A 24,152-nucleotide genomic window follows, 5' to 3' on the forward strand; every position below is an offset into this window, starting at 1 on the left:
GGGCCTATGCTACTGAGCGATTCTGGGAAATACCCAAGGGCGCCCACCGGTGCCTATCATTGCCCTGTGCCGCCTTTTGACGTCCTCGTCAGCGCCTGGCAGATCGACTGGGCAGCTGTGGTCATGATCAGCGCTTTCGGCGTGCTCTACGGTCTTGGGCTGAAGTCTGCCGCCGCCAATGGCCACCGCTGGCCCCTCTGGCGAACCGTCGCGTTCTATGTCCTGGGCCTCGGATCCTTGGCCGTGCTTACCTGCGGGTTCCTCGGAGTCTATGGCTCAGAGCTGCGGTGGGCCTTCACGGTCAAGGTCTCCCTGCTCCTGTTCGTGGTGCCGCTGCTGATCGGATTGGGCAGGCCGATCTCACTGGCCCGAGCCGCCTTGCCTCCCTCCGGCATCGAGAGGCTGAACACCGTCCTGGCCCATCCCGCCGTGCGATTCGTCAGCAATTCGCTCGCCGCGCCGCTCCTGGGTTTGGCGCTGTTCTCCACCTTCCTGACCCCTGCCTTCCACACCCTGCGGGCCGATCCTCTGGCGCAGGCTCTCCTGACCATCCTGATTCCGTTGCTGGGCCTTCTCATGGCACTGCCCATCATCGAGGAAGCCGATTTCCAGCGGTCCAGTGCCTATATCACCCTGGAGTTCGTCTTCGTCTTTATCGAGCTCCTGGTTGATGCCGTCCCCGGCATCCTGCTCCGCCTTAACGGGCAGGTGCTCGATCACGTGATGACGACGCAAGCGGCGTTGGGCTGGTTCCCGGATCCCTTGCGTGACCAGCAGTTGGCGGGGGATGCTTTGTGGTTCATCTGTGAAATCGTGGACCTGCCGCTCATCATCCTGATGTTCATCCGGTTTTCGCGCAGCGACAAGCGTGAGGCCCGGGGCTTCGACGACCTGACCGACGAGCAACTGGAAGAACTGAACGCCCAACATCTTCGAGGGCGCTGAGAAGGAGATCGCCATGCCTGACCTTCGCGCCGGCCTGCCCGCGATATGGGCCGACGGTCTGGGACGTGCCAGCATCCGCTCCATCCAGGCCCTGACTGTAGGGGCGCTGGCCTGGGCTGTCATCTGGGCGCTGACCCGTGTCCCACTGGTGTTGATCCCGCTCACGATAGCGCTGATCCTGGCCGCTGCGATCGCGCCGCTGGTGCGTTGGCTTGACCGGCACGGCTGGCCGCGCGCCCTCGCCGTACTGGCCTCGTTCGTGGGAATCCTTGTGGTGTTCGGCGGGATTGTGACGGGGATCGTGTTTCTCATCCGGGCACAGTCGAAGGACCTGACAGCGAAGGCGGTTGCCGGCCTCGACCACCTCCACGATTTCCTGACCTCCGGACCGATCCCGGTGAGCGACGCCCAAATCAACGACACCCGCGAATCGGTACAGCGGTTCTTTACCTCCAGCTCGTTTGGTACGGAAGCACTGACCGGGGCACGGACATTGGGGGAAATCCTGGCCGGAATGGTGCTGATGGCTGTGATCCTGTTCTTCTTCCTCAAGGACGGGCACAAGATCCGCAACTTCCTGATCGGCTTCCTGCCCGCCGAACGCCGCCCCAAAGCGCACATGGCCATCGAACGCAGCGCGGTCGTCCTCGGCGGCTACGTCCGCGGAACTGCCATCGTTGCCGCAACTGACGGAATCATCGTTGGGGTGGCCTTGGCCATCCTGGGCGTTCCCTTGGCGTTGCCGTTGGGTGCCTTTGTCTTCATTGGAGGGTTTATCCCCATCATCGGCGCTACGGCCGCGGGAACCTTGGCGGTCGCCGTCGCCCTGATCTCCAACGGTCCTGTGACCGCGCTGATTGTCCTGGCCGTCGTCATCGGCGCAAACCAGCTGGAACACCACCTCCTGCAACCCCTCCTGATGGGCAGGGTGCTCAGCATTCACGGATTGGCGATCCTGTTGGCCCTGGCTGCCGGCACCATGATCGCCGGAATCGTGGGTGCACTGCTCGCCGTTCCTGTCACCGCCGTCGGATGGACCGTCTTCAAGACGCTGTCCGGGCCGGAACCGGATCAGGAACCTGAACCCGGACCGGACGCTGAAGCAGTTGCGGCTGAGGGCTGACCGAGGCGCGTGCCCGGCCAAGTAGACTGGTTCGGAAAACCAATTGAACTTTGCAGGGGAGATCCATGGCTGCGATCAACCGTGACGACGTCGCGCATCTTGCGCGTCTGGCTCACATTGAAATGAGTGCCGAAGAACTGGACAGGATGGCCGGCGAGCTCGCCGTCATCGTTGATTCGGTGAAGTCCGTCAGCGAAGCCGCGGGAGAGGACGTGCCGGCCACGTCGCACCCGATTCCGCTGACCAACGTGTTCCGTGAAGACGTCGTGGGTCACACGTTCACGGCTGAGCAGGCGTTGTCCGGCGCTCCGGATGCGTACGAGAACCGTTTCAAGGTCCCGGCAATCCTGGATGAGGACTAATTACTGATGACTGAACTGAAGAACGAACTCATCCGCCACTCCGCTGCTGATCTCGCAGCCAAGCTGGCCTCCGGCGACGTATCCGCTGTTGAGGTGACACAGGCGCACCTCGACCGGATCGCCGATGTCGATGGCCAGGTACATGCCTTCCTGCACGTCAACACGGAAGAAGCGCTCGCCGTAGCCGCCGAGGTTGACGCTGCCCGCGCCGCCGGGGGATCCGCCGCCGAGGAACTGCACGCCCTTGCCGGCGTGCCCATCGCCGTCAAGGACCTCATTGTCACCATTGGCCAGCCAACCACAGCTGGTTCGAAGATCCTTGAGGGCTGGCACAGCCCGTACGACGCCACCGTGGTCAAGAAGCTGCGCGCAGCCAAGATGCCGATCCTGGGCAAGACCAACCTGGATGAATTCGCCATGGGTTCTTCCACGGAGCACTCGGCATTCGGTCCCACCCGTAACCCTTGGGATTTGGACCGCATTCCTGGTGGTTCAGGCGGTGGCTCCGCAGCCGCCGTCGCCGCTTTTGAGGCCCCGTTGGCACTGGGCACCGATACGGGCGGTTCCATCCGCCAGCCTGGCGCTGTCACCGGAACCGTGGGCGTCAAGCCGACGTATGGCGCAGTGTCCCGTTACGGCGCCATTGCCATGGCGTCGTCGCTGGACCAGATCGGCCCGGTTTCCCGTACGGTGCTGGACTCCGCTTTGCTGCAGGAAGTCATCGGCGGGCACGATCCTTTCGACTCCACGTCCCTGACCGACCCTTTCACCAACCTGGTGTCCGCTGCCCGCATGGGCAACGTAGCCGGCATGAAGATCGGCATCGTGAAGGAACTCCACGGCGAGGGCTACCAGGCCGGCGTCGAGAACCGTTTCAACGAGTCCCTCCAGATCCTCAAGGATGCCGGAGCTGAAATCGTTGAGGTTTCCTGCCCCAACCTGAAGTACGCCCTGGGTGCCTACTACCTGATCATGCCGTCCGAGGTGTCCAGCAACCTGGCCAAATTCGACGGCGTGCGGTTTGGCCTGCGTGTCCTGCCCAAGGACGGCCCCATGACCATTGAGCGTGTCATGGCAGCCACCCGCGCGGCAGGTTTCGGTGACGAGGCCAAGCGCCGCATCATCCTCGGCACATACGCACTGAGCGCCGGGTACTACGACGCCTACTACGGCTCGGCCCAGAAGGTCCGCACCCTGATCCAACGCGACTTCGACGCCGCGTTCGCCCAGGCCGATGTCCTGATTTCTCCGACGGCACCCACCACGGCGTTCAAGCTCGGCGAGAAGCTCGACGATCCGCTGGCCATGTACTTGAACGACGTCGCGACGATTCCGGCCAACCTTGCCGGCATTCCGGGGTTGTCGTTGCCGGGCGGCCTGGCCGACGAAGACGGCCTGCCGGTCGGTATCCAGCTGCTGGCTCCGGCCCGCGAGGATGCCCGCCTGTACCGCGTCGGTGCTGTCCTTGAATCCATCCTTGAAGAGAAGTGGGGCGGCCCGATGCTCGCGCAAGCACCAGCACTTGGCGCTGCCGCAACTACCGCCGGAGGTTCCAACTAATGTCCGTCGACGCAACCCTGAGCTTCGAAGAGGCCATGGAGAAGTACGATCCCGTCCTGGGGTTCGAGGTTCACGTGGAGCTCAACACCAAGACCAAGATGTTCTCCTCCGCTCCGAACGTTTTCGGTGACGAGCCGAACACCAACGTCAACGAAGTAGACCTCGGCATGCCCGGTGTCCTTCCCGTGGTGAACAAGACGGCGGTGGAGTCATCCATCAAGATCGGCCTTGCCCTGAACTGCAAGATCGCCGAATCATGCCGTTTTGCCCGGAAGAACTACTTCTACCCGGACACTCCCAAGAACTTCCAGACTTCCCAGTACGACGAGCCGATCGCGTATGACGGCTACCTCGACATCGAGCTGGAAGACGGCACGGTGTTCCGCGTGGAGATCGAACGCGCACACATGGAGGAAGACGCCGGAAAGCTCACCCACATGGGTGGCGCTGCCGGCCGTATCCAGGGTGCCGACTACTCGCTGGTGGACTACAACCGTTCGGGTGTTCCCCTGGTGGAAATCGTCACCAAGCCGATCGAGGGCGCGGGCAGCCGCGCACCGGAATTGGCCAAGGCTTACGTCGCGGCCATCCGCGAGATCGTCAAGAACCTCGGTGTTTCCGATGCCAGGATGGAGCGCGGAAACGTTCGTTGCGATGCCAACGTTTCGTTGCGGCCGCACGGCCGGGAGCGCTTCGGTATCCGTTCGGAAACCAAGAACGTGAACTCGCTGCGCGCCGTCGAGCACGCCGTCCGTTACGAGATCCAGCGCCATGCTGCCGTCCTGGAATCCGGCGAGCCGGTCATCCAGGAGACACGCCACTGGCACGAGGACACGCGGTCGACGACGTCCGGTCGCCCCAAGTCCGACGCCGACGATTACCGCTACTTCCCGGAGCCGGACCTGGTTCCCGTCGTTGCTTCCCGTGAGTGGGTGGAGGAGCTTCGCGCTACCCTCCCGGAGCCCCCGGCGGAACGCCGCAAGCGCCTCAAGGAAGCCTGGGGCTACTCGGATCTCGAGTTCCGCGACGTCGTCAACGCAGGCGTCATGGACTCCATCGAGGAAACCATCGCAGCCGGTGCCTCAGCTGACGTTGCCCGCAAGTGGTGGATGGGCGAGATCGTTGGCCGCGCCAAGGTTGCCGACGTCGATCCTTCCGAGCTGGGTGTCACCCCGCAGGTCATCGTGGAGCTGAACAAGCTGGTTGAAGACGGCAAGATCAACAACAAGATGGCCACCCAGGTCCTGGACGGCGTGCTCGCAGGCGAAGGAACTCCGGCTGAGATCGTCGAGAAGCGCGGCCTGGCCGTGGTCTCCGACGACGGCCCTCTCCTGGAAGCCATCGACGCCGCACTCGCCGCGCAGCCGGACGTCGCGGAGAAGATCCGGGGCGGCAAGGTCCAGGCCATCGGCGCGATCGTTGGTGGCGTCATGAAGGCCACCCGTGGCCAGGCCGACGCCGGCCGTGTCCGCGAGCTGATCCTGCAGAAGCTCGGCGTCGAGGGCTGATCCCTTGGCTTGACCCGCAAGTAGCCCGCTGTGGCGCCCGTTCCCATCCGGAACGCCACCACGGCGGGCTACTTTTTGTCCTGACGCGCGCACAATGGATGCATGGGCACCATCACACCAGGATTTCGAAAGGTCCTCCTTGCCGGTGGGATCGCCGTCGCGTTGACCGGAGGTGGGACCGCCGCAGTGTGGGCGGGCACCCAACCCAGCCCCTCGCCGTCGAGCTCCACCGCCTCACCAAGCCCGACAACCTCAGCGGACACCAAGGCCGCGGAGGGCCGCGGAAAAGCTATCCACGGCGAGCACGTCGTGAAACAACAGGATGGCAGCTACCGCACCGTGGTCACCCAGGCCGGAACCATTGAATCGGTGAGCGACTCGGAGGTCACGGTCAAGAGCGAAGACGGCTTCACCCAGCGGTATGCCATCAACGCCGAAACCCGCATCACCAAGATCCCGACGGACCTGTCGCAGCTCCGGAACGGAAAGGGCAAGCCCACGCTGCCCTCGGCCACGGTTGCTGAGCTGAAGGCCGGTGACACCGTGCACGCCAGCGGGATCAAGGACGGCACTGCAGTGACCGCGACGCGGATCGTGTCAGGCGAACTTCCGGCAGGACCCAAAGGGAAGCTCGGGCATCGGGCCCACGGCCGCGCCTGAGTCAGAGGGCCACTGTCCGGAAACCCAGGTTGGCGCTGGCTGAGTCGGGCGTGTTGGAACTGCGCGCTGACAGACGGTAGCGGTTGCAGTAGGAATCGTGGCAAAGGTAGGAGCCTCCGCGCATGACCCGCCCGCTGCCGATCGTCGGGCCTGGCGGGTCCATCACAGTGCCCTGTGCCTGGCACGTCCTGTAGTACTTTGGCAGGAACCAGTCGCTGCACCACTCCCAGACGTTTCCGCTGGTTTGGTAGAGCCCGTAGCCGTTGGGGCTGTATGAACCGACCGGCGCGGTGGTGAGGTAGCCGTCGTCGAGGTCGTTGCGGACCGGGAAATCGCCTTGCCAGATATTGCAGTTGTGAGCTTCCTGGCCCGGAGTTCCGTTGTGGAGTTCGTTGCCCCACGGGTAGCGTTGCCCGGCCAGGCCACCGCGCGCGGCGTATTCCCATTCGGCTTCCGTCGGGAGCCTGCGGCCCGCCCACGCACAGTAAGCCAGGGCATCGTTGTAGGACACGTGGGTCACGGGGTGGTCCGGGATGTCTGTCCAGTGCGAAAGCGGCCCCGCAGGGTGCGCCCAGTCAGCTCCGCGGACATTGAGCCACCAGGGGACCGCGCTGACCCGGTTCAGGATGTCCTCCGGCCTGGCTTTTACGGCCAGGTGGAACACCGCCGAGGTCCCGTAGATTTCGGACTCGGTGCGGTGCCCGGTGGCGTCGACAAAGCCGGCAAATTCCTCATTGGTTACCGTGGTGGCGCTGATTCGGAACGCCGACACCTGTACCTCGTGCACGGGAGTTTCGCCGTCTCCGTCGTAGCCTTCGCCGAACGGATCACCCATGGCGAAGGTGCCGGCCGGAATGTCGACGTCGGATGTTTCGGATGCTGCGGATGCTCCGGATGCTCCGTTTGCTTCGGATGCTTCGGGTGAGGGCGCCGCGCTTTCGACGGCGGTGCCCGCAGCGTTTTCGACGGCGTCGCCCGCCATTGGGCGAACACCTATGGTGTGCAGGGGGAGGGGTCGGCCCTGCTCGAGGAATCTGCCCTGATGGGTATGCGTCCGGGCGCCTGCGCCTGGGCTGCAGCAATCTGCCATGTGAACTCTCTGTCTGAACTCCGCCTGCTAGTACTTTAGCGGTGCCGGAGGCTTGGCCCGCGCCCTGGGCACCCCTTGCACCCGCGCCCAGCGCACCCCTAGCACCCCTTGTCCGCACCCTTGGTCCGCACCCGTTGCCGCCCAGCGCACCCCGTGCACCCCTGGCACGCACCCCTTGCCGCCCTGCGCACCAGCACTTACGAGGGCGGATGGCGCGTACGGGCGCGGAGCGCCGCCAGGGAAGCGCCACGCTGCACCCACAAGGTGATGGAAAGTGATTTCTGTGATCAGTTTCAATCATGTTCTTGCAAAAGTGGAAAGCGTCACTTATCGTTTGTTAAACGGTTAACGAGCGTGGCCTGAATCACATTGATGATTTGGGCTCAGCACTTGAGGAGACAGCATGAACTCGACGACGGAACAGGCTCCGGCATTGCCCGAAGCTCGCCGAGTCCCGGCCAGGGCGGGCAGCAAGCCACCCGGGACCGGCCCAAAGAAGCGGAAGGGCAAGGCCCCGCAGCAAAGCTTCCGGTCACGCCTGCGTCGAGATAAGCAGATGCTGCTCATGATGGTGCCGGGCGTGGCCTTCCTGCTGCTCTTCTTCTACATTCCCATCCTCGGCAACGTCATCGCGTTCCAGGACTACCAGCCCTACTTGGGCATCGGTGACAGCCTGTGGGTTGGCTGGCAGAACTTCGTGGAACTGTTCGGAAACCCGGACTTCCTCCACGCCTTCTGGAACACCCTGTACCTGGCGGCCTGGCAGCTGGTCTTCCTGTTCCCGGTGCCCCTGGTGCTGGCCCTGATTGTCGACTCGCTGATCAGCACCCGGGTCCGCAAGATCTTCCAGAGCATCGCCTACCTGCCGCACTTCCTGTCCTGGGTCCTGGTGATTGCGTTCTTCCAGCAAATGCTCGGTGGTGCGGGATTCGTCAACAACCTGCTCCGTGATTGGGGCATGGACCCGATTCCGTTCATGACCAACCCCGAGACCTTCCCTCTCATGGTGGTGGTCCAGATGATCTGGAAGGACGCCGGCTGGGCCATGATCATCTTCCTGGCAGCCCTTGCCAGCATTGACGCATCACTCTACGAAGCAGCCGCGGCAGATGGTGCAGGGCGCTGGCGCCGGATGTGGCACATAACCCTCCCCGGGCTCCGGCCGGTGATCGTTCTGCTGCTGATCCTGCGGATCGGCGACATCCTGTCCGTCGGCTTTGAGCAGTTCATCCTGCAGCGTGACGCAGTAGGGGCCGGAGCTGCGGAAGTGCTGGACACCTTCACCTATTACACAGGCGTAGTGGGCGGTGGTTGGAGCTCCGGCGCAGCAGCCGGGCTCGCCAAAGGTGTGGTCAGCGCCCTGCTGATCTACGGCGCCAACAAACTTGCCCACCGTTTCGGAGAAGACGGAATCTTCGCAAAACAAGCGCGCTGAGAGCCACGCAGGCCCGCGCGGCAGCCGCACAAGGAGAACCCATGGCAACAACACTTTTCACCAGGAAACCCCGGGAACTGACGTACAACCCCAAACGCCCGGTGTGGAAGGAAAAACCTTCCGCGCTCTACCAAACGGTCAAAGCAGTCGTCCTGATCGTCTTCAGTATCTCCATCCTGACCCCCATCCTGTTGGTGGTCTCCACCTCCCTGGCCGACACGGAGCAACTCGTTAAGGCAGGCGGGTTCGTCCTCTGGCCGGAGCGGCCCACGTTCGAGGCGTATGCCACCATCTTCAAAGGCCCCATGGTCCTGCAGTCGCTGGGTGTGAGCATGCTGATCACGGCAGTGGGCACCATCCTGGCGCTGTTCGTGACCATCACCATGGCCTACGCCACGAGCCGCACTGTCCTCTTCGGCCGGCCGGTGATCCTCGCAGTGCTGTTCACGCTGCTTTTTGCACCGGGCCTGATTCCGTCCTTCCTCATGATCCGTCAGCTGGGGCTGCTGGACTCGCTGTGGTCGCTGATCCTTCCCGGCATTTTCGGTGCCTTCAACTTTGTGGTCATGCGGTCCTTCTTCATGAACATCCCGGGGGAACTGATTGAAAGCGCCAGGATCGACGGCGCCAACGACTGGCAGATCCTGTGGCGGATCGTCATGCCGCTGTCCAAAGCCGTGATCGCCGTCGTCGGGCTGTTCTACGCGGTTGGTTTCTGGAACTCCTTCTTCAATGCATTGCTCTACATCAACGACCACTCCAAGTGGCCCATCCAGTTGCTGCTGCGCAACTTCGTGGTCCAGGGCAGCGGCGCCGCAGATCAACTCGGAATCACCACAACGCCTCCGCCGCAGTCCATCCAGATGGCCGTCGTCGTGGTTGCCCTGGTCCCCATCCTGATGGTTTACCCGTTCCTCCAAAAGCACTTCGCCAAGGGCGTCATCACTGGCGCCGTGAAGGGCTGACCGCTTCCGCGGACCCGCCAAAGAACTGACACAACACACCATGAAGCAAGTAACCAGAAAGGGTTATGCCATGACGAGCACTACCTCACAGGCTGGATTCAGCCGCCGCGGTTTCCTTGGCCTCGCAGGCCTGGCCGTGACCGCCGTCGGCCTGTCCGCCTGCGGTGGTGGCGGGTCCGCAGGCAACGGAGGCGCCGCCGCCTCAGCCTCGGTCAAACTGCCCACGTACAAGGAATTCACCGGCGTCACCCCGGATATCGCGGGTAACGCCAAGGGCCTCCAGGCCGGATACTTCAAGCTGCCCACCGCTGTGCAGTCCGTGAAGACCCCGCCCCTCAAAGGCAAAGTGACCGGGCTGACCGAAACGTTCGACACCATGAGCCCCGGGCTGAAGGACAACCCGTTCTGGCAGAGGCTCAACGCCAAGCTCGGCGGCGACCTGGAGCTGCAGATCGCCGAGGACATTGGCGACGGCTACCCGGCGAAGTTCGCCACCGTCCTTGCCAGCAACGATCTCCCGGACATGATGTGGGTTCCGCCGAACCAGGGCATCCCCAACGTCGGCCCCATGCTGGAAGCCAAGTTCCAGGACCTGACGCCCTACCTCTCGGGCGACGCCGTCCTTGAGTACCCCAACCTCGCGGCCCTCAAGCCCGATTCCTGGAAGACCGCCGTCGTCAACGGCAAAATCTGGGGAGCTCCCATCCCGAGCACCCCGTTCGGCCAGGTCTATGTGGGCAACCACGCCGTGTGGGAGCAGGTAGGGGGTTTTGAGGCCGGCAGTGCTGATGAGTTCCTGGACAAGGCCAAGGAACTGACGCGTCCCGGTGAGCAGAAGTACGCGTTGGAGCCCGCCTACATCAACGCCCTGCACATGGTCACGGAGTGGTTCGGCGCCCCGAACAGCTGGGCAGTGAACAAGGACCGCACGTTGACGCACCTCTACGAAACCGACGAATACCTGGCCGGTGTGGAGTTCACCGCCAAAATGTTCGCCGCCGGTGTCTTCTACCCGGACTCCAAAGCCACCGACATCCGTTCGCGCGTAGCCAATGGCAGCGTCGCGGCCCAGGTGGTGGTGGGTCCGCACGACATCCGCAGCTACCGCTCGCTGAACAAGGACGCCCAGTTCGACATTTTGATCCCCTTCAGTGCCGACGGCAAGGTCAAGCCCGTCTACGACATGGGGTACGGAACGGTCGGTTTCACACCATTCAAGAAGGCGGACGAGGGCAAGATCCGCGAGCTCCTCGCGCTGATCAACTACCTGTCGGCGCCGTTCGGCACCGTGGAGTACATGCAAAAGAACTTCGGCGAGCTCGGCCAGGACTACACCATCGACGCCTCCGGAACACCGGCACGCACCGAAACCGGCACCACCAACGCCCCCGGCCTGGTATCGGCGTTGAACATCATGGCCAGTCCGGAAAACGTCATTTTCAACCCGGGCTTCGACGACGACACACGCTACGTCAGCAAGCAGGAAGAAAAGCTCCTCGAATTCGCGTGGCGCAACCCCACCAACGGTTCCTACTCGGATACCAACGCCAAGGTGGGAGCAAAGATCACCAAGCAACTGCGCGACAAGGTAGTGGACATCATCACCGGCCGCGCCAAGATCGACGAACTCAAGGACGCCGTGAAGCGCTGGAAGAGCGAGGGCGGTGACAAGATGCGCGACGAGTACCAGGCCGCGTTGGACCCCAACGCCCCGGTCTTCAGGAGCTAGCCTCAGACCAACAAACGAAGAAACCAAGCACGCACCAGCAGGGGGAACCATGGCCAAAACAAGCAGCACCGGAGTCCGACCCACCATCCGTATGGTGGCCGAATTGGCGGGCGTCTCCACGGCCACGGTTTCCTATGTCCTCTCGGGTCGCCGCGGTGATGGCGGACCGGGTGTTTCGGATCCGACGGCGGAAAAGGTCAAGGCCGCTGCGGAGCGGCTCGGCTACCGCCCCAACCAGGCGGCCCGTGCAATCCGGACCGGCCGTACCAACACCGTGATCCTGTCGCTGACCATGCTGTCCGATCCTTGGTCCCTGTCCGTCATTGAGGCCGTCCAGAAGGCGGCCGCCCCGCTGGGCATCACACCGATGATCCTCGGAGATGCGGACTGGGTGAAGGTCCTGGGCACGCATAACGCCGACGCCGTGTTCGTGGACGCTGTCAGCAAGGGCCAGCGGGATGAACTTCGTAAGCTCGCCGAGCACGGAACCACCCTGGTGGTCTTCGACGAAGGGTTGGACGCGGAAGGGTTCGACGTTATCCGTTCCATTGCCGGGCCTGGCTGCCGCATGGCCGTGGAGCACCTGCTCCACGGCCATCGGAAGATCGCTTGCCTGACTCCGGCCACGGCCCAGGGAACCTCTGGTGGGGCACGCTACAGGGCCTACTCCGAAGCGCTCGCAGCCGCCGGAATTGCGGAACGGGAAGACTACGTGGGCTTGTTCGATGGCACCAGCGCCGGGGCCTACGCTGCGGCAACGCGGGTACTCAGCATGCCGGACCGGCCGACCGCTATCTACGCCACTACTGATTTCGCCGCAGTCAGCGCCATCAACGCCGCTCAACGCCTGGGGCTGGCCGTGGGCGCCGATGTAGACATCATCGGCGTCGGCAACACGGTGGAAGGTGAACGGATGTCGCCGTCGCTGAGCACTGTTGGCCCAGTGGACTTTTTCGACAAGCTGGCCCGGCTGCTCCTGCGACGTGCCACCGGCCAGACCGGAGACTCTGCCGGAGGTGCCCCAAAGGAGCCGGGTGTCCTGGACTTCCCCTGGCACTTGTTCGTGCGTGAATCGGCGCCGCATCGCAGCGCCGCAACCAGACTTTACTAATGAATCAGCAGAAGGAAATTTCACACCATGGAAAAGGATTTGAAGGTCGGCATCGTAGGTTTTGGCCTGCGGTCGGGGCTTTGGAAGCATGCCCACAAGCCGGGCGAAGGCTCTGAAGTCACCATCGTTTGCGACCTCAGCGAACGCGGCCGTGCAGACGCTGCTGAACGCATCCCCACCGCGCGGATCACGGATGATCTTGAGGAGCTGCTGGCCAGCGGCCTGGACGCCGTACTTGTCCTGACCCCCGATAACCAGCACGCCGCCGTCGCCGTCCGTACGCTCAAGGCGGGCATCCCCACCTTCTGCGAGAAGCCGCTGGACATTACCGTGGAGGCCGCGGACCTGATCCTGAAGACGGCCTACGAAACCGGTACCCGGCTCTACGTCGGCCACAACATGCGCCACATGCCGGTGGTGGTCCAGATGCGCCAGCTCATCGAAGAAGGCAGGATCGGTGACGTCAAAGCGGTGTGGTGCCGGCATTTCGTGGGCCACGGCGGTGACTACTACTTCAAGGACTGGCACGCGCAGCGGGCCAACGTCACGTCGCTGTTGCTCCAAAAGGGTGCCCACGACATTGACGTGATCCACTGGCTGGCCGGCGGGTACACCAAGCGGGTTGCCGCCGTCGGCGATCTTGCAGTCTACGGCGACGTGCCGAATCGAAGCGACAACGCCGGAAAGCGCATGGGCGACTGGTTCTCCATGGACAACTGGCCGCCCACGGAGCAGAAGGACCTGGCGGAGGTGATCGACGTCGAGGACATTTCCATGATGAACATGGTGCTGGACAACGGCGTCCTGGCCTCCTACCAGCAGTGCCACTTCACGCCCGACTACTGGCGCAACTACACCGTGATCGGCACCAAGGGCCGGATCGAAAACCTCGGTGACGGGCCGGGGGAGACCATCAACGTCTGGACCAGCCGGTCGTCCGGCTATGCCGCACCGGATGAAGTTATCACCATTCAGGACGGCGAAGGCGGCCACGGCGGCGCGGATCCGCGCCTCATCGATGAATTCCTGCGGTTTGCCTCCGATGGCGGCCAAACACAGACCAGCCCGGTCGCCGCGCGGCAAGCCGTGGTAGCGGGCATCCTGGCGGCCGAATCCCTGCGTGGCGACGGCTCCGCGCTGGAAGTGCCGGAACTCCCGGCCGAGCTGGTGGAATATTTCGACGCCGGCCAGCCGGCCCTGGTCCGCGACTGAGCTAGCGGGGACTGGATAGCTCGATGAGCTCGGTCATGACGGTTTGAAGTGACTCGCAAACCGTTATGACCGATTTTCTTTTGAGAGCCTCAGGCCGGGCGAGGATGTCGATCTTGCGGACGGAATTCACTCCGGCCAGCGGGCGGAGCACCACGCCTGCGTCCAGCACGCGTCGGGCCGTGAATCTGGGCAGCAGTCCAATTGCACCACCGGCCGAGACCAGCGCCGCAACGGTGGAATAGTCATTGATGCGGTGCAGCACCTCCGCGGGGCGCCCGCTCACGGCCACGACGGCGGCCAACACATCCGCGGGGGAGTAGCCATCGCGGCTGGTCACCCAGGCTTCATCGACGACGTCGGAGGGTTCCAACTCGGTCCTGGCCGCCAGGGGGTGATGCGCGGGGAGCGCAATGTCCAACGGTTCGTCGGCCAACGGAATCACCGCGACCTTGTCTTCGGGCCAGGGCGGGCTGTTGTCCATCCGGTGCGCCAGGACAAGGTCGTACTGAGCGGCCAACCCCGGGAAATCCTCCTGGGCCACGTCTTCGTCGGACAGCCGCAGTCGTGGTGACATCCCGCCGTCGGACGCTTTGTCTGCAGCCAGCAGCGCTGCCAATGGCGCGAACAGCGCCTGCCCCGCACTGTGGAAGGCGCTCACGCTGACAGGCGCGTCCGGAGCGTCGTGGTAGGCGCCGATCGCGGCCCGCGCATCTGCCATGGCGTTGACGACGGCGGCACCCGCCTCAGCGAGTACGCGGCCGGCGTCGGTCAGCACCAAAGCCCTGCCCTCCTTGCGGGTCAAGGGCACATCCACCGACCTCTGGAGGAGCGCGAGCTGTTGGGATACGGCGGACGGGGTGACCATGAGGGTCTCCGCCACGGCCTTCACGCTGCCGAGGTCCCCAAGTTCGCGAAGCATCTGCAGCTGATGAATTTCCATTAGCAAATCCTAAATCGTTGATTGAGAAGAATCTAGTTGTGCTAAATCGTTGGCGGAGCTTCAATGGACTCAGCAGCAGCGAAGCAGCCCTAAGCCAGTGAGGAATCCCATGAAGGCTCTCTACAAATCCGGACCCCACGCAGGGTTTGAACTCGTCGACCGTCCCGAGCCCGAAGCCGGCCCCGGCGACGTCAAGATCCGGGTCATGACCACCGGCATCTGCGGCACCGACCTCCACATCCAAAGCTGGGACGCCTGGGCGCAGGGGATCATCGAGGCACCCCTCATCGCGGGCCACGAGTTCTACGGTGAAGTGGTGGAAATCGGCGAGGACGTCCGCGACGTCAAGGTAGGGGACCGGGTCTCCGGTGAAGGCCACGTGGTCTGCGGAATTTGCCGCAACTGCCGTGCCGGACGCCGCCAGATGTGTATCCACACCGTCTCCGTCGGCGTGCAGCGCGATGGCGCATTCGCAGAGTACGTTGTCATCCCGGAAACGAACGTTTGGGTCCACCACGACGAATCCGTTACCCCGGAACTCGGCGCTATCTTCGACCCCTTCGGCAACGCCGTGCATACCGCATTGAGCTTCCCGTTGGTCGGCGAAGACGTGCTCATTACCGGTGCCGGACCCATCGGACTCATGGCCATCGCCGTCGCCCGCCACGCCGGTGCCCGCAAGATTGCCATCACCGACGTCTCCGCACCCCGGCTGGAACTCGCCCGGCAGATGGGCGTGGACCTCGCGGTTGACGTGTCCAAGATGCGTGTCCGCGAAGCGCAGCAGGAACTGGGTATGCGTGAAGGGTTCGACATTGGACTGGAAATGTCCGGACACCCCACGGCACTGCCTGAGATGATCGACAACATGAACCACGGCGGACGCATCGCCATGCTGGGCCTGCCCAGCCAGTCCATCGACATCGACTGGGGCAAGGTAGTCACCCACATGCTCACCCTGAAGGGCATCTATGGCCGTGAAATGTTCGAGACCTGGTACGCCATGAGTGCCATGCTCTCTTCCAACCCGGTGCTCCACCGCAGTATCTCCGCAGTGGTCACCGACAAGCTCTCCGCATCCGACTGGGAAAAGGGCTTCGACATCGCCCGCAACGGTACCGGCGGAAAAGTGGTCCTCGACTGGACCGAACTCTAACCGGACCGACTTTCCCTCACCCTTAGGAGCACCCATGTACTCAGCCATCAAAGACCAACTGCAGGGCGAACTCGACGAGATCCGCAGCGCCGGACTCTTCAAGACCGAACGCCACATCGACTCCCCGCAGGCCAGCCACATCGCTGCCGGCCAACTCGGCCAGCCCGCCAACAAGGTCCTGAACTTCTGCGCGAACAACTACCTGGGCCTGGCCGACCACCCGGACATCATCGCCGCGGCCAAGTCCGCCATGGACGAGCGTGGCTTCGGCATGGCTTCCGTACGTTTCATTTGCGGTACCCAGGACCTCCACCTGGAACTGGAGGCCCGCGTTTCGGCGTTCCTGGGCACCGAGGACACTATCCTGTTCTCCAGCTGCTTTGACGCCAACGGGGGTGTTTTTGAGTCGCTGTTCGGTCCGGAAGACGCCATCATTTCCGACTCCCTGAACCATGCCTCCATCATTGACGGCATCCGCCTGAGCAAGGCCAAGCGCTTCCGCTACGCCAACCAGGACATGGCTGACCTGGAAGCGAAGCTCGTTGAGGCCTCCGGTTCACGACGCAAGATCATCGTCACCGACGGCGTCTTCTCCATGGACGGCTACCTGGCACCCCTCGAAGCCATCTGCGACCTCGCCGAAAAGCACGACGCCCTGGTCATGGTGGACGACTCCCACGCCGTTGGCTTCATGGGACCCACCGGTGCCGGCACCCCCGAGCACGCCGGCGTTTCCGACCGGGTGGACATTTACACGGGTACCTTCGGCAAGGCCCTGGGCGGCGCCTCCGGCGGCTACGTTTCCGGCCGCGGCGAGATCGTTGCCATGCTCCGCCAGAAGGCGCGCCCGTACCTGTTCTCCAACTCCTTGGCCCCGGCCATTGTTGCCGCCACCATCAAGGCGATCGAACTGGTCCAGGAATCGGGCGAACTGCGCACCCGTCTCTTCGAGAACGCTGCGCTCTTCCGCCGCCGTATGAGCGAGGAAGGCTTCGAACTCCTCGACGGCGAACACGCCATCATCCCGGTCATGTTCGGCGACGCCGTCATGGCGGCACGCGTGGCGGACCAGATGCTCCAGCACGGCGTCTTCGTCACCGCTTTCAGCTTCCCCGTCGTGCCCAGGGGCGCCGCCCGGATCCGCGTTCAGCTTTCGGCTGCCCACAGCTCGGACGACGTCGAAGCGTGCGTTCAGGCGTTCGTCAAGAGTCGCGCCGCAGTCGCCTAAGCCCGACGCTCTCTCACGTCCCGCCTGTTTGGGCCCAACCCTCGCTCACGTCCTTCAGGAAATTGAGTGAGGGTTTGGGTTTTGTGGGTGGGGTGTGAGTGAGGGTTTGGGTTTTGTGGGTGGGATGTGAGAGAGGATCTGTTCTGACAGGATGGAGCCATGGCTTCGAATTATGACGTGGTAATCGTTGGCGGCGGCATCGGGGGGCTTTCCCTGGCCGCGGCGCTGGCAGGCAAATGCACGGTTGCATTGGTTGAGGCCGAACAGTCCTTGGCTTTTCACACGTCTTCGCGATCCGCAAGGCAACTCATCCCCAGCTATGGTCCCGCCGTGGTACAGGACCTGACCGTCCGGACACTGGAGATGCTGGGGGAGAGGGACGCGCAGTCAGCGGAACCAATCCTCACGCCCCGGGGCTTCATGCTGGTGGGTGACGAGGAGACCGTCCGGGCCGAAGCCAGCGGCAACATGCACCCTATTTCCCACGACCAGGCCATGCAGCTGTGCCCGGCGCTTAACCCTGATTCCTTCACGGCCGCGGGCCTGGATAATGGGTCGTTCGGCTGCAACGCCCCGCTCCTTCTCGAGGAACACCGCCGTACGGCCGAAGCTGCCGGCGTGGACATCATCACCGGAGCAAAGGTGCACTCGGCCCAACGGTTGGGGAGCGGCTGGCAGGTGGGGGCAGGAACCGAAGGATTCCAGTCCGGCGTCGTGGTTAATGCGGCCGGCGCATGGGCGGACGAATTGGCCGTCATCAGCGGGGTGGAGAAGCTGGGACTTCAGCCGTACCGGAGGACCGCGGCGATCGTGAACGTGGACAACCCCCTGACGCCGGAGACGCCCATGGTTTGCGCCGCGGACGATTCCTTCTATTTCCGGGCCGAGGGGCGGCAAGTCCTGATTTCGCCGTCGGAAACGGTGCCGAGCGGTGCCGAAGATGCCAAGCCGTACCCTGGTGACGTTGAGGCTTTGATCACCAGGCTCAACGCCGTGACGTCGTTGGGAATCCGGTCGGTGGACCGCGCCTGGACGGGGCTGAGGACCGAAGCCGCGGACGGAATCCCGGTGGTGGGATTCGACGCCGAAGCGCCCGGCTTCTTCTGGCTCGCCGGACAGGGCGGGTACGGTTTCCAGACTTCGTCCGCCATAGCGCAGCTGGCCGCAGCACTCATCCTGGGGGACGTTGAAGCCGACAGTCCGGAATCCCGGACAGCGGAGCAACTCGCGGCAGTACGCTGGTCCATCCGGCGCTGAACAATAGGGTCATGAGCGGAAACAGGAACAGCGGCAGCACACTCATCACCAACATCGGCGAGCTGATGACCCAGGACCTGGAGCACCGGGTCCTCAAGGATGCGGCGATCGTCATCGAGGGGGAGCGCATCGCATGGCTGGGGTCCAGCGCGGATGCCCCGTCGGCCGATGAAATGATCGACGCCGAGGGCCGCGCCGTCCTGCCCGGCTGGGTGGATTCGCACTCGCACCTGGTCTTCGCAGGTGACCGCACTGCCGAGTTCGAGGCCCGGATGGCCGGCGAAAGCTACAGTGCAGGCGGAATTGCCGTCACCACGGGAGCCACACGATCAGCCAGCGACGACGAACTGACCCGCCTTGTGCGGGACCGCGTGGCCGAGGCAGTCTCCCAAGGCACCACCTACCTTGAAAGCAAGACCGGTTACGGGCTGGACGTGGAAAACGAGGCCCGCAGCGCCCGCATCGCTGCTGCGGAAGTCGATGAAGTCACCTATCTCGGCGCGCACCTGGTCCCGAAAGGATCCGACCCGGAGGAGTACACGGACCTGGTCTGCGGTCCCATGCTCGACGCCGTCCTGCCGTACGTCCGCTGGGCCGACGTTTTCTGCGAGCGGGGTGCCTTCACGGAGGACCAGTCCCGCCGCGTCCTGACTGCCGCCCGCGATGCCGGCCTGGGCCTCCGGGTGCACGGCAACCAGCTGGGCGAGGGCCCCGGCGTTGCCCTGGCTGTCGAGTTCGCGGCTGCGAGCGTCGACCACGTTAACTACCTTTCGGACAAGGACGTGAAAGCGCTCGCGGAAACATGGGCCGGCTGGGATCCGGCGACGGGACAGGGGACGAAGGGGACGGTGGCAACCTGCCTCCCCGCCTGCGACCTGTCCACCCGCCAACCACTGGCACCCGGCCGCGAACTGATCGATGCCGGGGTGCAGATTGCGCTGGCGGCCAACTGCAATCCCGGCACCTCCTACACCAGTTCCATGGCGTTCTGCGTCACCACGGCCGTGCTCCAGATGCACCTGAGCGTCCATGAAGCCGTCCGCGCGGCAACGTATGGCGGCGCCTTGGCGCTGGGCAGGGAGTCAGGGAACGACGCCGACGGCGAACGGGCGGTGGGTTCGCTCGCCGTCGGCCATCGCGCTGACCTGCACATGCTCAAGGCGCCGTCGGCCACGCACCTGGCCTATCGTCCCGGTATCCCGCTGACGCATTCGGTGTGGCGGGCGGGCATACGCGCCGTCTAGTTAAAGCAACGCGGGGTCACTTACGGCCCATTCCGGTGCCCCGGATCGGCCGTAAGTGACCCCGCGTTGGGCCTCCCGCGTTGGGCCTCCCGCGTTGGGCCTAGGCGCAGCTGAACTTCGCGTCGGCCCAGTCGCCCCAGTCATCGCCTGCGTCGTCGCCGTTCTTGTCGGCGATCAACTCGATAGTGCGAACACCGGTGATGTCCACGTTGAGGGGCAGTGCTGCCGAGTCGGCGCTGAGGACGGGGGTGCGCAGAAGCTCCCGCTCGTCGCCCTTCACGATGAACACCACTGAGCCGTGCAGGCCCTTGTTCAGCTTGGCGTCGTCGACTCCCACCACGGCGGTGAAAGCGTTGCACTTGGCTTCCGTGGCGATGCTGATCTTCGAGTCGGCATGGACGCCGATTCCCTTGGAGTACACGACGCCGTCGAGCCGCAGCGCTGGCCCGTCGCCGGCGTTCTGCTCACCATTCGCCCGGTCCCGTTCCGCAGGTCCCCAACCGTTGGTGCTGCCGGTCCAGGGCAGGTCGGAGGCGAACACGGTGCCCGACAACACGGGTGCCGGGGGCTCTTGCGCGGTGGAGGAACACGTGAACTTTGCGTCTGCCCAGTCGGCGTGGTCGTTGCCATTGGAATCGCCGGCGTCGTTGGCCACCAGTTCCACGTACTGGGCCCCGGTGACGTCGACGGTGAGGGGGAACGGTGCACTGGTCGCTCCCAGCACCGGGGTAGCGACCTTGGTGGTGCCGTCAGCAACGACGGAGAACTTCACGCTGCCCCGGGTCGCTTGCGCATCATCGATGCCTACGGTCGCGGTGAAGGCAGTGCAGTATCCGCCAAGGTAATACCGGATATTACCGTTGGCGTGGGCACCGAGGCCCTTGGCATAAACGGTGCCGTTCAGGGTGAGCGGCGTCCCGTCGCCGGCCCCGGTCCCGCCGTTGGACTGGTCCTTCTCCACGGGTCCCCAACCGTTGGTGGCGCTGACCCAGGGATGGTCGGTGGCGTACACCGTGGCCTGGGGAGGTTTAGGTAAAGTCCGCACCGTGGTGGTGGTGCTGAGGGCCCGGGTCCCTGCTGGCTCTGTGGTGGTTGAATACTTGGCCCTCGCGGTGATGGGGTAGTCGCCGTCCGCCGAAGCCGGTGCGGTGATCTTCCACGTGGTGGTCAACGTACCTCCGGCGGGCAGGGTTGCAGCCGTGGCGGGAGTGGCCGGGGTTGCCGTCCACCCGTCGGGCAGCGCAAGGGAGATATCCAGCCCGTTAATGGGGGCCGGTTCATCCGAGGTGAAGGTGGTGACGAAGTCCTGGGCCTTGCCCTGCTGGATCACGTCGCCTTGAAGGGCCGCTGAGAGTTGCGCGCAGGCGGGGACCGCTTCGGAGGCTCCGAGGTCTTCGACCAGGAGGTTGTCCAGGGTGAAGTCCGAACCGTTGGAGCTGCCCGTTCGCTGCAAACCGACGAAGTAGTCCCCGCAGAAGCCGGTGTCCAGGGTCTGCTCGAACCGGGTGGTGGAGGTGGCGGCGTCGATCGCCTGGCTGCCTGTCACTGCCGGGCCGGCTTGTGAGTCGTAGCCTGCGACCCAGGCGTATTGCCCGGCCTTGGAGTTCTGGTAATCGAACGACACCTTGTACTTGTGGCCGGCCTGGAACGGCATGGTTGCCTCGGTGGAGCGGTACACCATGCCCGGTCCCCCGTTCGGGCCAAGGTTTTCGTCATGGGCGATCAGTGACCAGTTTCCGCCCAGCACTTCGTCGATCACGTTGGTGTTCCAGCCCTTTTGGGTGAAGGGTTCGTGGCGCTCGGTGATGTGGGTTCGCGGGTCCGTGGAGCCGCCGGCGTCGCCCTTGACGAACGGTCCCCATCCTTGGTCCACGTTTTCGAAGTCCTCGCTGAGCACCCCTGTTGTGGCCACCCGGGTGGTTTTCACCGCCCGGAAGTCGTCGACGCGCACTGTGGCATCGCCGTCGGCGGCTGTGACGGCGACTGTGGCCTTGGTGTTGTTCTGGGGAACGTCCACCAGCACGCGGATGCGCTGGAACGAGGTCCCGTGTTTCTCGTCGCCGGCCACGAAGTTCTCGGCGTTGGAAGAATCGATGGTGGTCTTTTCCGTTGTCCCGTCAACAGTGACGGAGAGCGTCGTGGTCCGGGTTTTACCGGGTTCAATTTCCACCCAGGCGCTTACGGATTGGGTTCCGGCGTCCAGCTTCACGTCCTGGCTGATCGACGACGGCGTTGCCCCCAATGCGGCGAAGCGGCGGCCCTTGTCGTCGCGGACCTGCGTGACGGTGCCGGTGGGGTTCCACGGGGAGAGGTCTGCGCCGTTGAAGCCGGGGTCGTTGAAGGATGTGCCCTCACCAAAGTCCGCCTTCTTGGGAAGAGCGTTGTCCTTGGCGGTGAGGACGTAGGGCTGCTTGGCATCGGCCGTGACGCTGACCTGGCCGTTGACCACCGGGACATCGGCAACCTTGACGCGGCCGTTGTCGGTCAGTTTGAACAGCTCAAGCGTGCGGGACCTGGCGAACTCCTTGGTCAGGGTCCACGTGCTGGCTCCGCCTGCGGGGTTGTAGTGGTAAAGCTTGTCTGCCTTGCCGTCCTCCTTGGAAGCCCACGGCAGAAGGTACGTTCCACCCTGGAGGACCGATGCGCCGCCAACGGTGATGGTGCGCTCGGCAGCGGTGTTTCCAGTCACGGCCACGCCATCGGCAAGATCGATGCGGTCGGGCGTCCACTTGGTGATCTGGTGATGCTGCAGGAATTTGGCCGGCAGGTTGGCCGTCCACACGTTCTCGCTGAACGCATTGAAGTCGTTCTGCCCGGTCCACCCTTCGAACTCCACAATGTGGCTCACACCGAGCTTGGGGTCCGGGTTCCACACGTCTGATTGGGTGTTGTTGATGAAGCGCAGGATTTGGGAATTGATGCCCTTGTTGGTGGAGCCGCCGTATTTCTCGTCGTTGGCCCAGTGCGACCAGGTGTTGTTCCTGGACAGGTGGTCCGCCCATTCGGACCCCACCCTGAAGCCATTCTTGACGAGTTCCTGCTGCAGCCGTTCGGCGAGCCAACCGAACTCGTAGTAGACGTCCACGTAGACGAAGTCCAGGTTTTTGTCGGTGGCGTCGCGCAGTTCTTTGATGCGTTGGGCGAGCTTGCCGGAGTTGATGTCATGGCGCTGGTTGATGTAGTAGGACTGGTCCAGCCAGTTCCAGCCGAGGCCCTTGTCCGCCCTCAGGAGATCTTCGCTGAAGGATTTGGCTTCGGGGTAGATTTCCGTGGCATTGATGTGGACACCGAAGCTGGCGTTCCAGTCCTTGCCTTCCTTGACCAGCTTGTTGAGGTCCTCGAGCCCACCGGCCCGGGTGTTGAAGTTGTTGCCGTAGTCCGTGTTGGCCGAGTCGTGGCCCTCGCTGGTGTAGCCCTTGAGCATCGCCACCTGCCCCAGCCCATCCGTTGCCAGGGAGATGCGTTTGACGTCGTCAAGGGTGCGGAGGAAGGGATGGGTTGCCTGGGAGGCGAAATTGAAGGGGATGTGGGTGATGACGTTGTCCGGGGTCTGTTCGCCCTTGTTGGCGCTGACCTGGATGGACCTCATGGCGATGGCCGCGTCCTGCCAGTCCACGCCGCCGTCCGCGTTGGCATCTGCTGTGATTGCCACCCGGGTCCACGGCAGTTCCTCTGTACGCTCGGAGCCGTCGGCCCGGTAGAGCCATTGTCCGCTCGCCAGGCCCATGGAAACCCCTCCGGCGCCGTCGCTCACTGCCTGGCGCCAAAAGCGTCCGCGGTCTTTGGCGCCCGGCCCGGACGATGTGTCGTAGAGGGCGTTGGATTCAACGGCCGCGCCCAGCGATGCGGTGTTGGCCAGCGCATATGCGGAGCTCTTGGCCGCAGCATCAAGAGGGGTCGAGGCCGTGATGGGTGTGAACTCATCGCCGGTGACGCTCCGGTCCACGGAAAGGTTTGCCGTGGACACCTGGGCGCCTGGCTGCGTGGAGCTGACGGTCACCAGGTTCAGCCGGGGGAGTTGCAGTGTTTTTACTTGGTGCTCCGCCGTGTCCTTGATCTCCGTGACGTTGAACGAGACCACGTTCTTCTTCACGGACAGCCGGGCTTTGATCACGGTATTGCCGAACCCGGGCACGGTGAGGACGTAGTCCCTTGCATCTTTGCCGGAGGCGGTCGAGGTGCCGCTGACGCTGTACTCCGTGCCGTTGATGGTGATGGAGGCAAGCCGTGTGGTGGTTCCGTCCAGGCGGGCCTTGGTGGCTGTGTCGGTGTAGCCGAGGACTTGAGGAAAGGTGGTGGCCACGTCCACCCGGAGTTGTCCGGAGGTGATGGTGGTGGTGTCGGACGCGCTGATGGTTTCGGCGGGTTGGGTGGTGGCAGAGGCCGCTGCGGGTGGGAGGGCCATGAGGCCCAGCGATGATGAGGCGACGACGCACGCCAAACTGAGCGAGGCGAGCCGTCCGGGGGATGACAAGCGGGGCATGATGCTCCTTCTTGATTTTTCCAAGCTATTAACAGTCATGTTCTTGCGGACTCAACCAAGACTGCTGCATCGGACAGAAGTTGACAAGAGTTAACAGGTAGTTAACTAAAATGCACACGAAACCACATGATTTTCGTTGTCCGA

Annotated in this window: 18 protein-coding genes; 15 read left to right on the forward strand and 3 right to left on the reverse strand. The window is 63.8% G+C overall.

All coding sequences use genetic code 11. The annotated features are described in order from the left end of the window. Nucleotides 1-66: 66 nt before the first annotated feature. The 6 genes from LRQ04_RS08865 (at nucleotide 67) to LRQ04_RS08890 (ending at nucleotide 6,158) form a co-directional block, all read left to right on the forward strand. Nucleotides 67-945 (forward strand): cytochrome c oxidase assembly protein, encoded by an 879-nt coding sequence (locus LRQ04_RS08865; protein ID WP_235519557.1) that lies wholly within the window; start codon nucleotides 67-69, stop codon nucleotides 943-945. 13 nt (nucleotides 946-958) lie between these two features. Continuing rightward, the gene (locus LRQ04_RS08870) at nucleotides 959-2,068 is read left to right on the forward strand and encodes an AI-2E family transporter (RefSeq protein WP_235519564.1); all 1,110 of its coding nucleotides are present in this window, start codon (nucleotides 959-961) and stop codon (nucleotides 2,066-2,068) included. A gap of 65 nt (nucleotides 2,069-2,133) precedes the next feature. Beyond that, nucleotides 2,134-2,430 (forward strand): Asp-tRNA(Asn)/Glu-tRNA(Gln) amidotransferase subunit GatC, encoded by a 297-nt coding sequence (gatC, locus tag LRQ04_RS08875; protein WP_167264767.1) that lies wholly within the window; start codon nucleotides 2,134-2,136, stop codon nucleotides 2,428-2,430. A 6-nt stretch (nucleotides 2,431-2,436) separates the two neighbouring features. Further along, nucleotides 2,437-3,990 (forward strand): Asp-tRNA(Asn)/Glu-tRNA(Gln) amidotransferase subunit GatA, encoded by a 1,554-nt coding sequence (gatA, locus tag LRQ04_RS08880; RefSeq protein ID WP_235519567.1) that lies wholly within the window; start codon nucleotides 2,437-2,439, stop codon nucleotides 3,988-3,990. Next, complete coding sequence (gene gatB, locus LRQ04_RS08885) at nucleotides 3,990-5,498, forward strand: Asp-tRNA(Asn)/Glu-tRNA(Gln) amidotransferase subunit GatB (protein WP_235519568.1); 1,509 nt, start codon at nucleotides 3,990-3,992, stop codon at nucleotides 5,496-5,498. Before gatA ends, gatB begins: the two co-directional genes overlap by 1 nt. A 102-nt stretch (nucleotides 5,499-5,600) precedes the next feature. Further along, nucleotides 5,601-6,158, forward strand: coding sequence for a DUF5666 domain-containing protein (locus LRQ04_RS08890; RefSeq protein ID WP_235519569.1), 558 nt, complete (start codon nucleotides 5,601-5,603; stop codon nucleotides 6,156-6,158). Nucleotide 6,159: 1 nt separating this feature from the next. On the opposite strand, the gene LRQ04_RS08895 is transcribed toward LRQ04_RS08890, so the two are convergent. Continuing rightward, a complete protein-coding gene (locus LRQ04_RS08895; RefSeq protein WP_235519570.1) occupies nucleotides 6,160-7,248 on the reverse strand; it encodes a formylglycine-generating enzyme family protein in 1,089 nt (362 codons plus the stop codon). Between the two features lie 403 nt (nucleotides 7,249-7,651). Here LRQ04_RS08895 and LRQ04_RS08900 point away from each other — a divergent pair, with 403 nt between their 5' ends. The 5 genes from LRQ04_RS08900 to LRQ04_RS08920 all read left to right on the forward strand — a co-directional run bounded on the left by LRQ04_RS08900 (nucleotide 7,652) and on the right by LRQ04_RS08920 (nucleotide 13,700). Further along, on the forward strand, nucleotides 7,652-8,683 hold the full coding sequence (locus LRQ04_RS08900; RefSeq protein ID WP_235519571.1) for a sugar ABC transporter permease: 1,032 nt from the start codon (nucleotides 7,652-7,654) through the stop codon (nucleotides 8,681-8,683). 41 nt (nucleotides 8,684-8,724) lie between these two features. Then, nucleotides 8,725-9,648, forward strand: a complete 924-nt coding sequence (locus tag LRQ04_RS08905; RefSeq protein ID WP_235519572.1) for a carbohydrate ABC transporter permease — start codon at nucleotides 8,725-8,727, stop codon at nucleotides 9,646-9,648. A 70-nt stretch (nucleotides 9,649-9,718) separates the two neighbouring features. Next, a complete protein-coding gene (locus LRQ04_RS08910) occupies nucleotides 9,719-11,377 on the forward strand; it encodes a sugar ABC transporter substrate-binding protein (RefSeq protein ID WP_235519574.1) in 1,659 nt (552 codons plus the stop codon). Between the two features lie 49 nt (nucleotides 11,378-11,426). Next, entirely contained in the window at nucleotides 11,427-12,488 is a 1,062-nt protein-coding gene (locus LRQ04_RS08915) for a LacI family DNA-binding transcriptional regulator (protein ID WP_235519577.1), read from the forward strand. A gap of 27 nt (nucleotides 12,489-12,515) precedes the next feature. Beyond that, a complete protein-coding gene (locus LRQ04_RS08920) occupies nucleotides 12,516-13,700 on the forward strand; it encodes a Gfo/Idh/MocA family protein (RefSeq protein WP_235519579.1) in 1,185 nt (394 codons plus the stop codon). 1 nt (nucleotide 13,701) lies between these two features. Here LRQ04_RS08920 and LRQ04_RS08925 read toward each other — a convergent pair whose 3' ends face one another. After that, entirely contained in the window at nucleotides 13,702-14,640 is a 939-nt protein-coding gene (locus LRQ04_RS08925; RefSeq protein ID WP_235519581.1) for a LysR family transcriptional regulator, read from the reverse strand. A 109-nt stretch (nucleotides 14,641-14,749) separates the two neighbouring features. On the opposite strand from LRQ04_RS08925, the gene tdh reads away from it, so the two are divergent. From tdh to hutI, 4 genes are all read left to right on the forward strand, one after another. Next, nucleotides 14,750-15,796 carry an L-threonine 3-dehydrogenase gene (tdh, locus tag LRQ04_RS08930; protein WP_235519586.1) on the forward strand — a complete coding sequence of 349 codons (1,047 nt, stop codon included), beginning with the start codon at nucleotides 14,750-14,752 and terminating at the stop codon, nucleotides 15,794-15,796. Nucleotides 15,797-15,830: 34 nt separating this feature from the next. Further along, nucleotides 15,831-17,024, forward strand: coding sequence for a glycine C-acetyltransferase (locus LRQ04_RS08935; protein WP_235519589.1), 1,194 nt, complete (start codon nucleotides 15,831-15,833; stop codon nucleotides 17,022-17,024). Nucleotides 17,025-17,183: 159 nt separating this feature from the next. Further along, nucleotides 17,184-18,281 (forward strand): FAD-binding oxidoreductase, encoded by a 1,098-nt coding sequence (locus LRQ04_RS08940; protein ID WP_235519591.1) that lies wholly within the window; start codon nucleotides 17,184-17,186, stop codon nucleotides 18,279-18,281. An 11-nt stretch (nucleotides 18,282-18,292) separates the two neighbouring features. After that, entirely contained in the window at nucleotides 18,293-19,525 is a 1,233-nt protein-coding gene (gene hutI / locus LRQ04_RS08945) for an imidazolonepropionase (protein ID WP_235519593.1), read from the forward strand. A 100-nt stretch (nucleotides 19,526-19,625) separates the two neighbouring features. Here the strand turns inward: hutI and LRQ04_RS08950 are convergent, their stop codons facing one another. Next, nucleotides 19,626-24,008: an endo-alpha-N-acetylgalactosaminidase family protein gene (locus LRQ04_RS08950; RefSeq protein ID WP_235519599.1), complete on the reverse strand. Its 4,383-nt coding sequence runs from the start codon at nucleotides 24,006-24,008 to the stop codon at nucleotides 19,626-19,628. Nucleotides 24,009-24,152: the final 144 nt, after the last annotated feature.

It is taken from the genome of Paenarthrobacter sp. AR 02, assembly GCF_021538675.1.
GTDB lineage: Bacteria > Actinomycetota > Actinomycetes > Actinomycetales > Micrococcaceae > Arthrobacter.

Bases quoted from the DNA above. Each gene is read 5' to 3' on its own strand.
- LRQ04_RS08870 (WP_235519564.1), top strand. From the start codon at position 959: ATGCCTGACCTTCGCGCCGGCCTGCCCGCGATATGGGCCGACGGTCTG.
- gatC (WP_167264767.1), top strand. From the start codon at position 2,134: ATGGCTGCGATCAACCGTGACGACGTCGCGCATCTTGCGCGTCTGGCT.
- gatA (WP_235519567.1), top strand. From the start codon at position 2,437: ATGACTGAACTGAAGAACGAACTCATCCGCCACTCCGCTGCTGATCTC.
- gatB (WP_235519568.1), top strand. From the start codon at position 3,990: ATGTCCGTCGACGCAACCCTGAGCTTCGAAGAGGCCATGGAGAAGTAC.
- LRQ04_RS08890 (WP_235519569.1), top strand. From the start codon at position 5,601: ATGGGCACCATCACACCAGGATTTCGAAAGGTCCTCCTTGCCGGTGGG.
- LRQ04_RS08895 (WP_235519570.1), bottom strand. From the start codon at position 7,248: ATGGCAGATTGCTGCAGCCCAGGCGCAGGCGCCCGGACGCATACCCAT.
- LRQ04_RS08900 (WP_235519571.1), top strand. From the start codon at position 7,652: ATGAACTCGACGACGGAACAGGCTCCGGCATTGCCCGAAGCTCGCCGA.
- LRQ04_RS08905 (WP_235519572.1), top strand. From the start codon at position 8,725: ATGGCAACAACACTTTTCACCAGGAAACCCCGGGAACTGACGTACAAC.
- LRQ04_RS08910 (WP_235519574.1), top strand. From the start codon at position 9,719: ATGACGAGCACTACCTCACAGGCTGGATTCAGCCGCCGCGGTTTCCTT.
- LRQ04_RS08915 (WP_235519577.1), top strand. From the start codon at position 11,427: ATGGCCAAAACAAGCAGCACCGGAGTCCGACCCACCATCCGTATGGTG.
- LRQ04_RS08920 (WP_235519579.1), top strand. From the start codon at position 12,516: ATGGAAAAGGATTTGAAGGTCGGCATCGTAGGTTTTGGCCTGCGGTCG.
- LRQ04_RS08925 (WP_235519581.1), bottom strand. From the start codon at position 14,640: ATGGAAATTCATCAGCTGCAGATGCTTCGCGAACTTGGGGACCTCGGC.
- tdh (WP_235519586.1), top strand. From the start codon at position 14,750: ATGAAGGCTCTCTACAAATCCGGACCCCACGCAGGGTTTGAACTCGTC.
- LRQ04_RS08935 (WP_235519589.1), top strand. From the start codon at position 15,831: ATGTACTCAGCCATCAAAGACCAACTGCAGGGCGAACTCGACGAGATC.
- LRQ04_RS08940 (WP_235519591.1), top strand. From the start codon at position 17,184: ATGGCTTCGAATTATGACGTGGTAATCGTTGGCGGCGGCATCGGGGGG.
- hutI (WP_235519593.1), top strand. From the start codon at position 18,293: ATGAGCGGAAACAGGAACAGCGGCAGCACACTCATCACCAACATCGGC.
- LRQ04_RS08950 (WP_235519599.1), bottom strand. From the start codon at position 24,008: ATGCCCCGCTTGTCATCCCCCGGACGGCTCGCCTCGCTCAGTTTGGCG.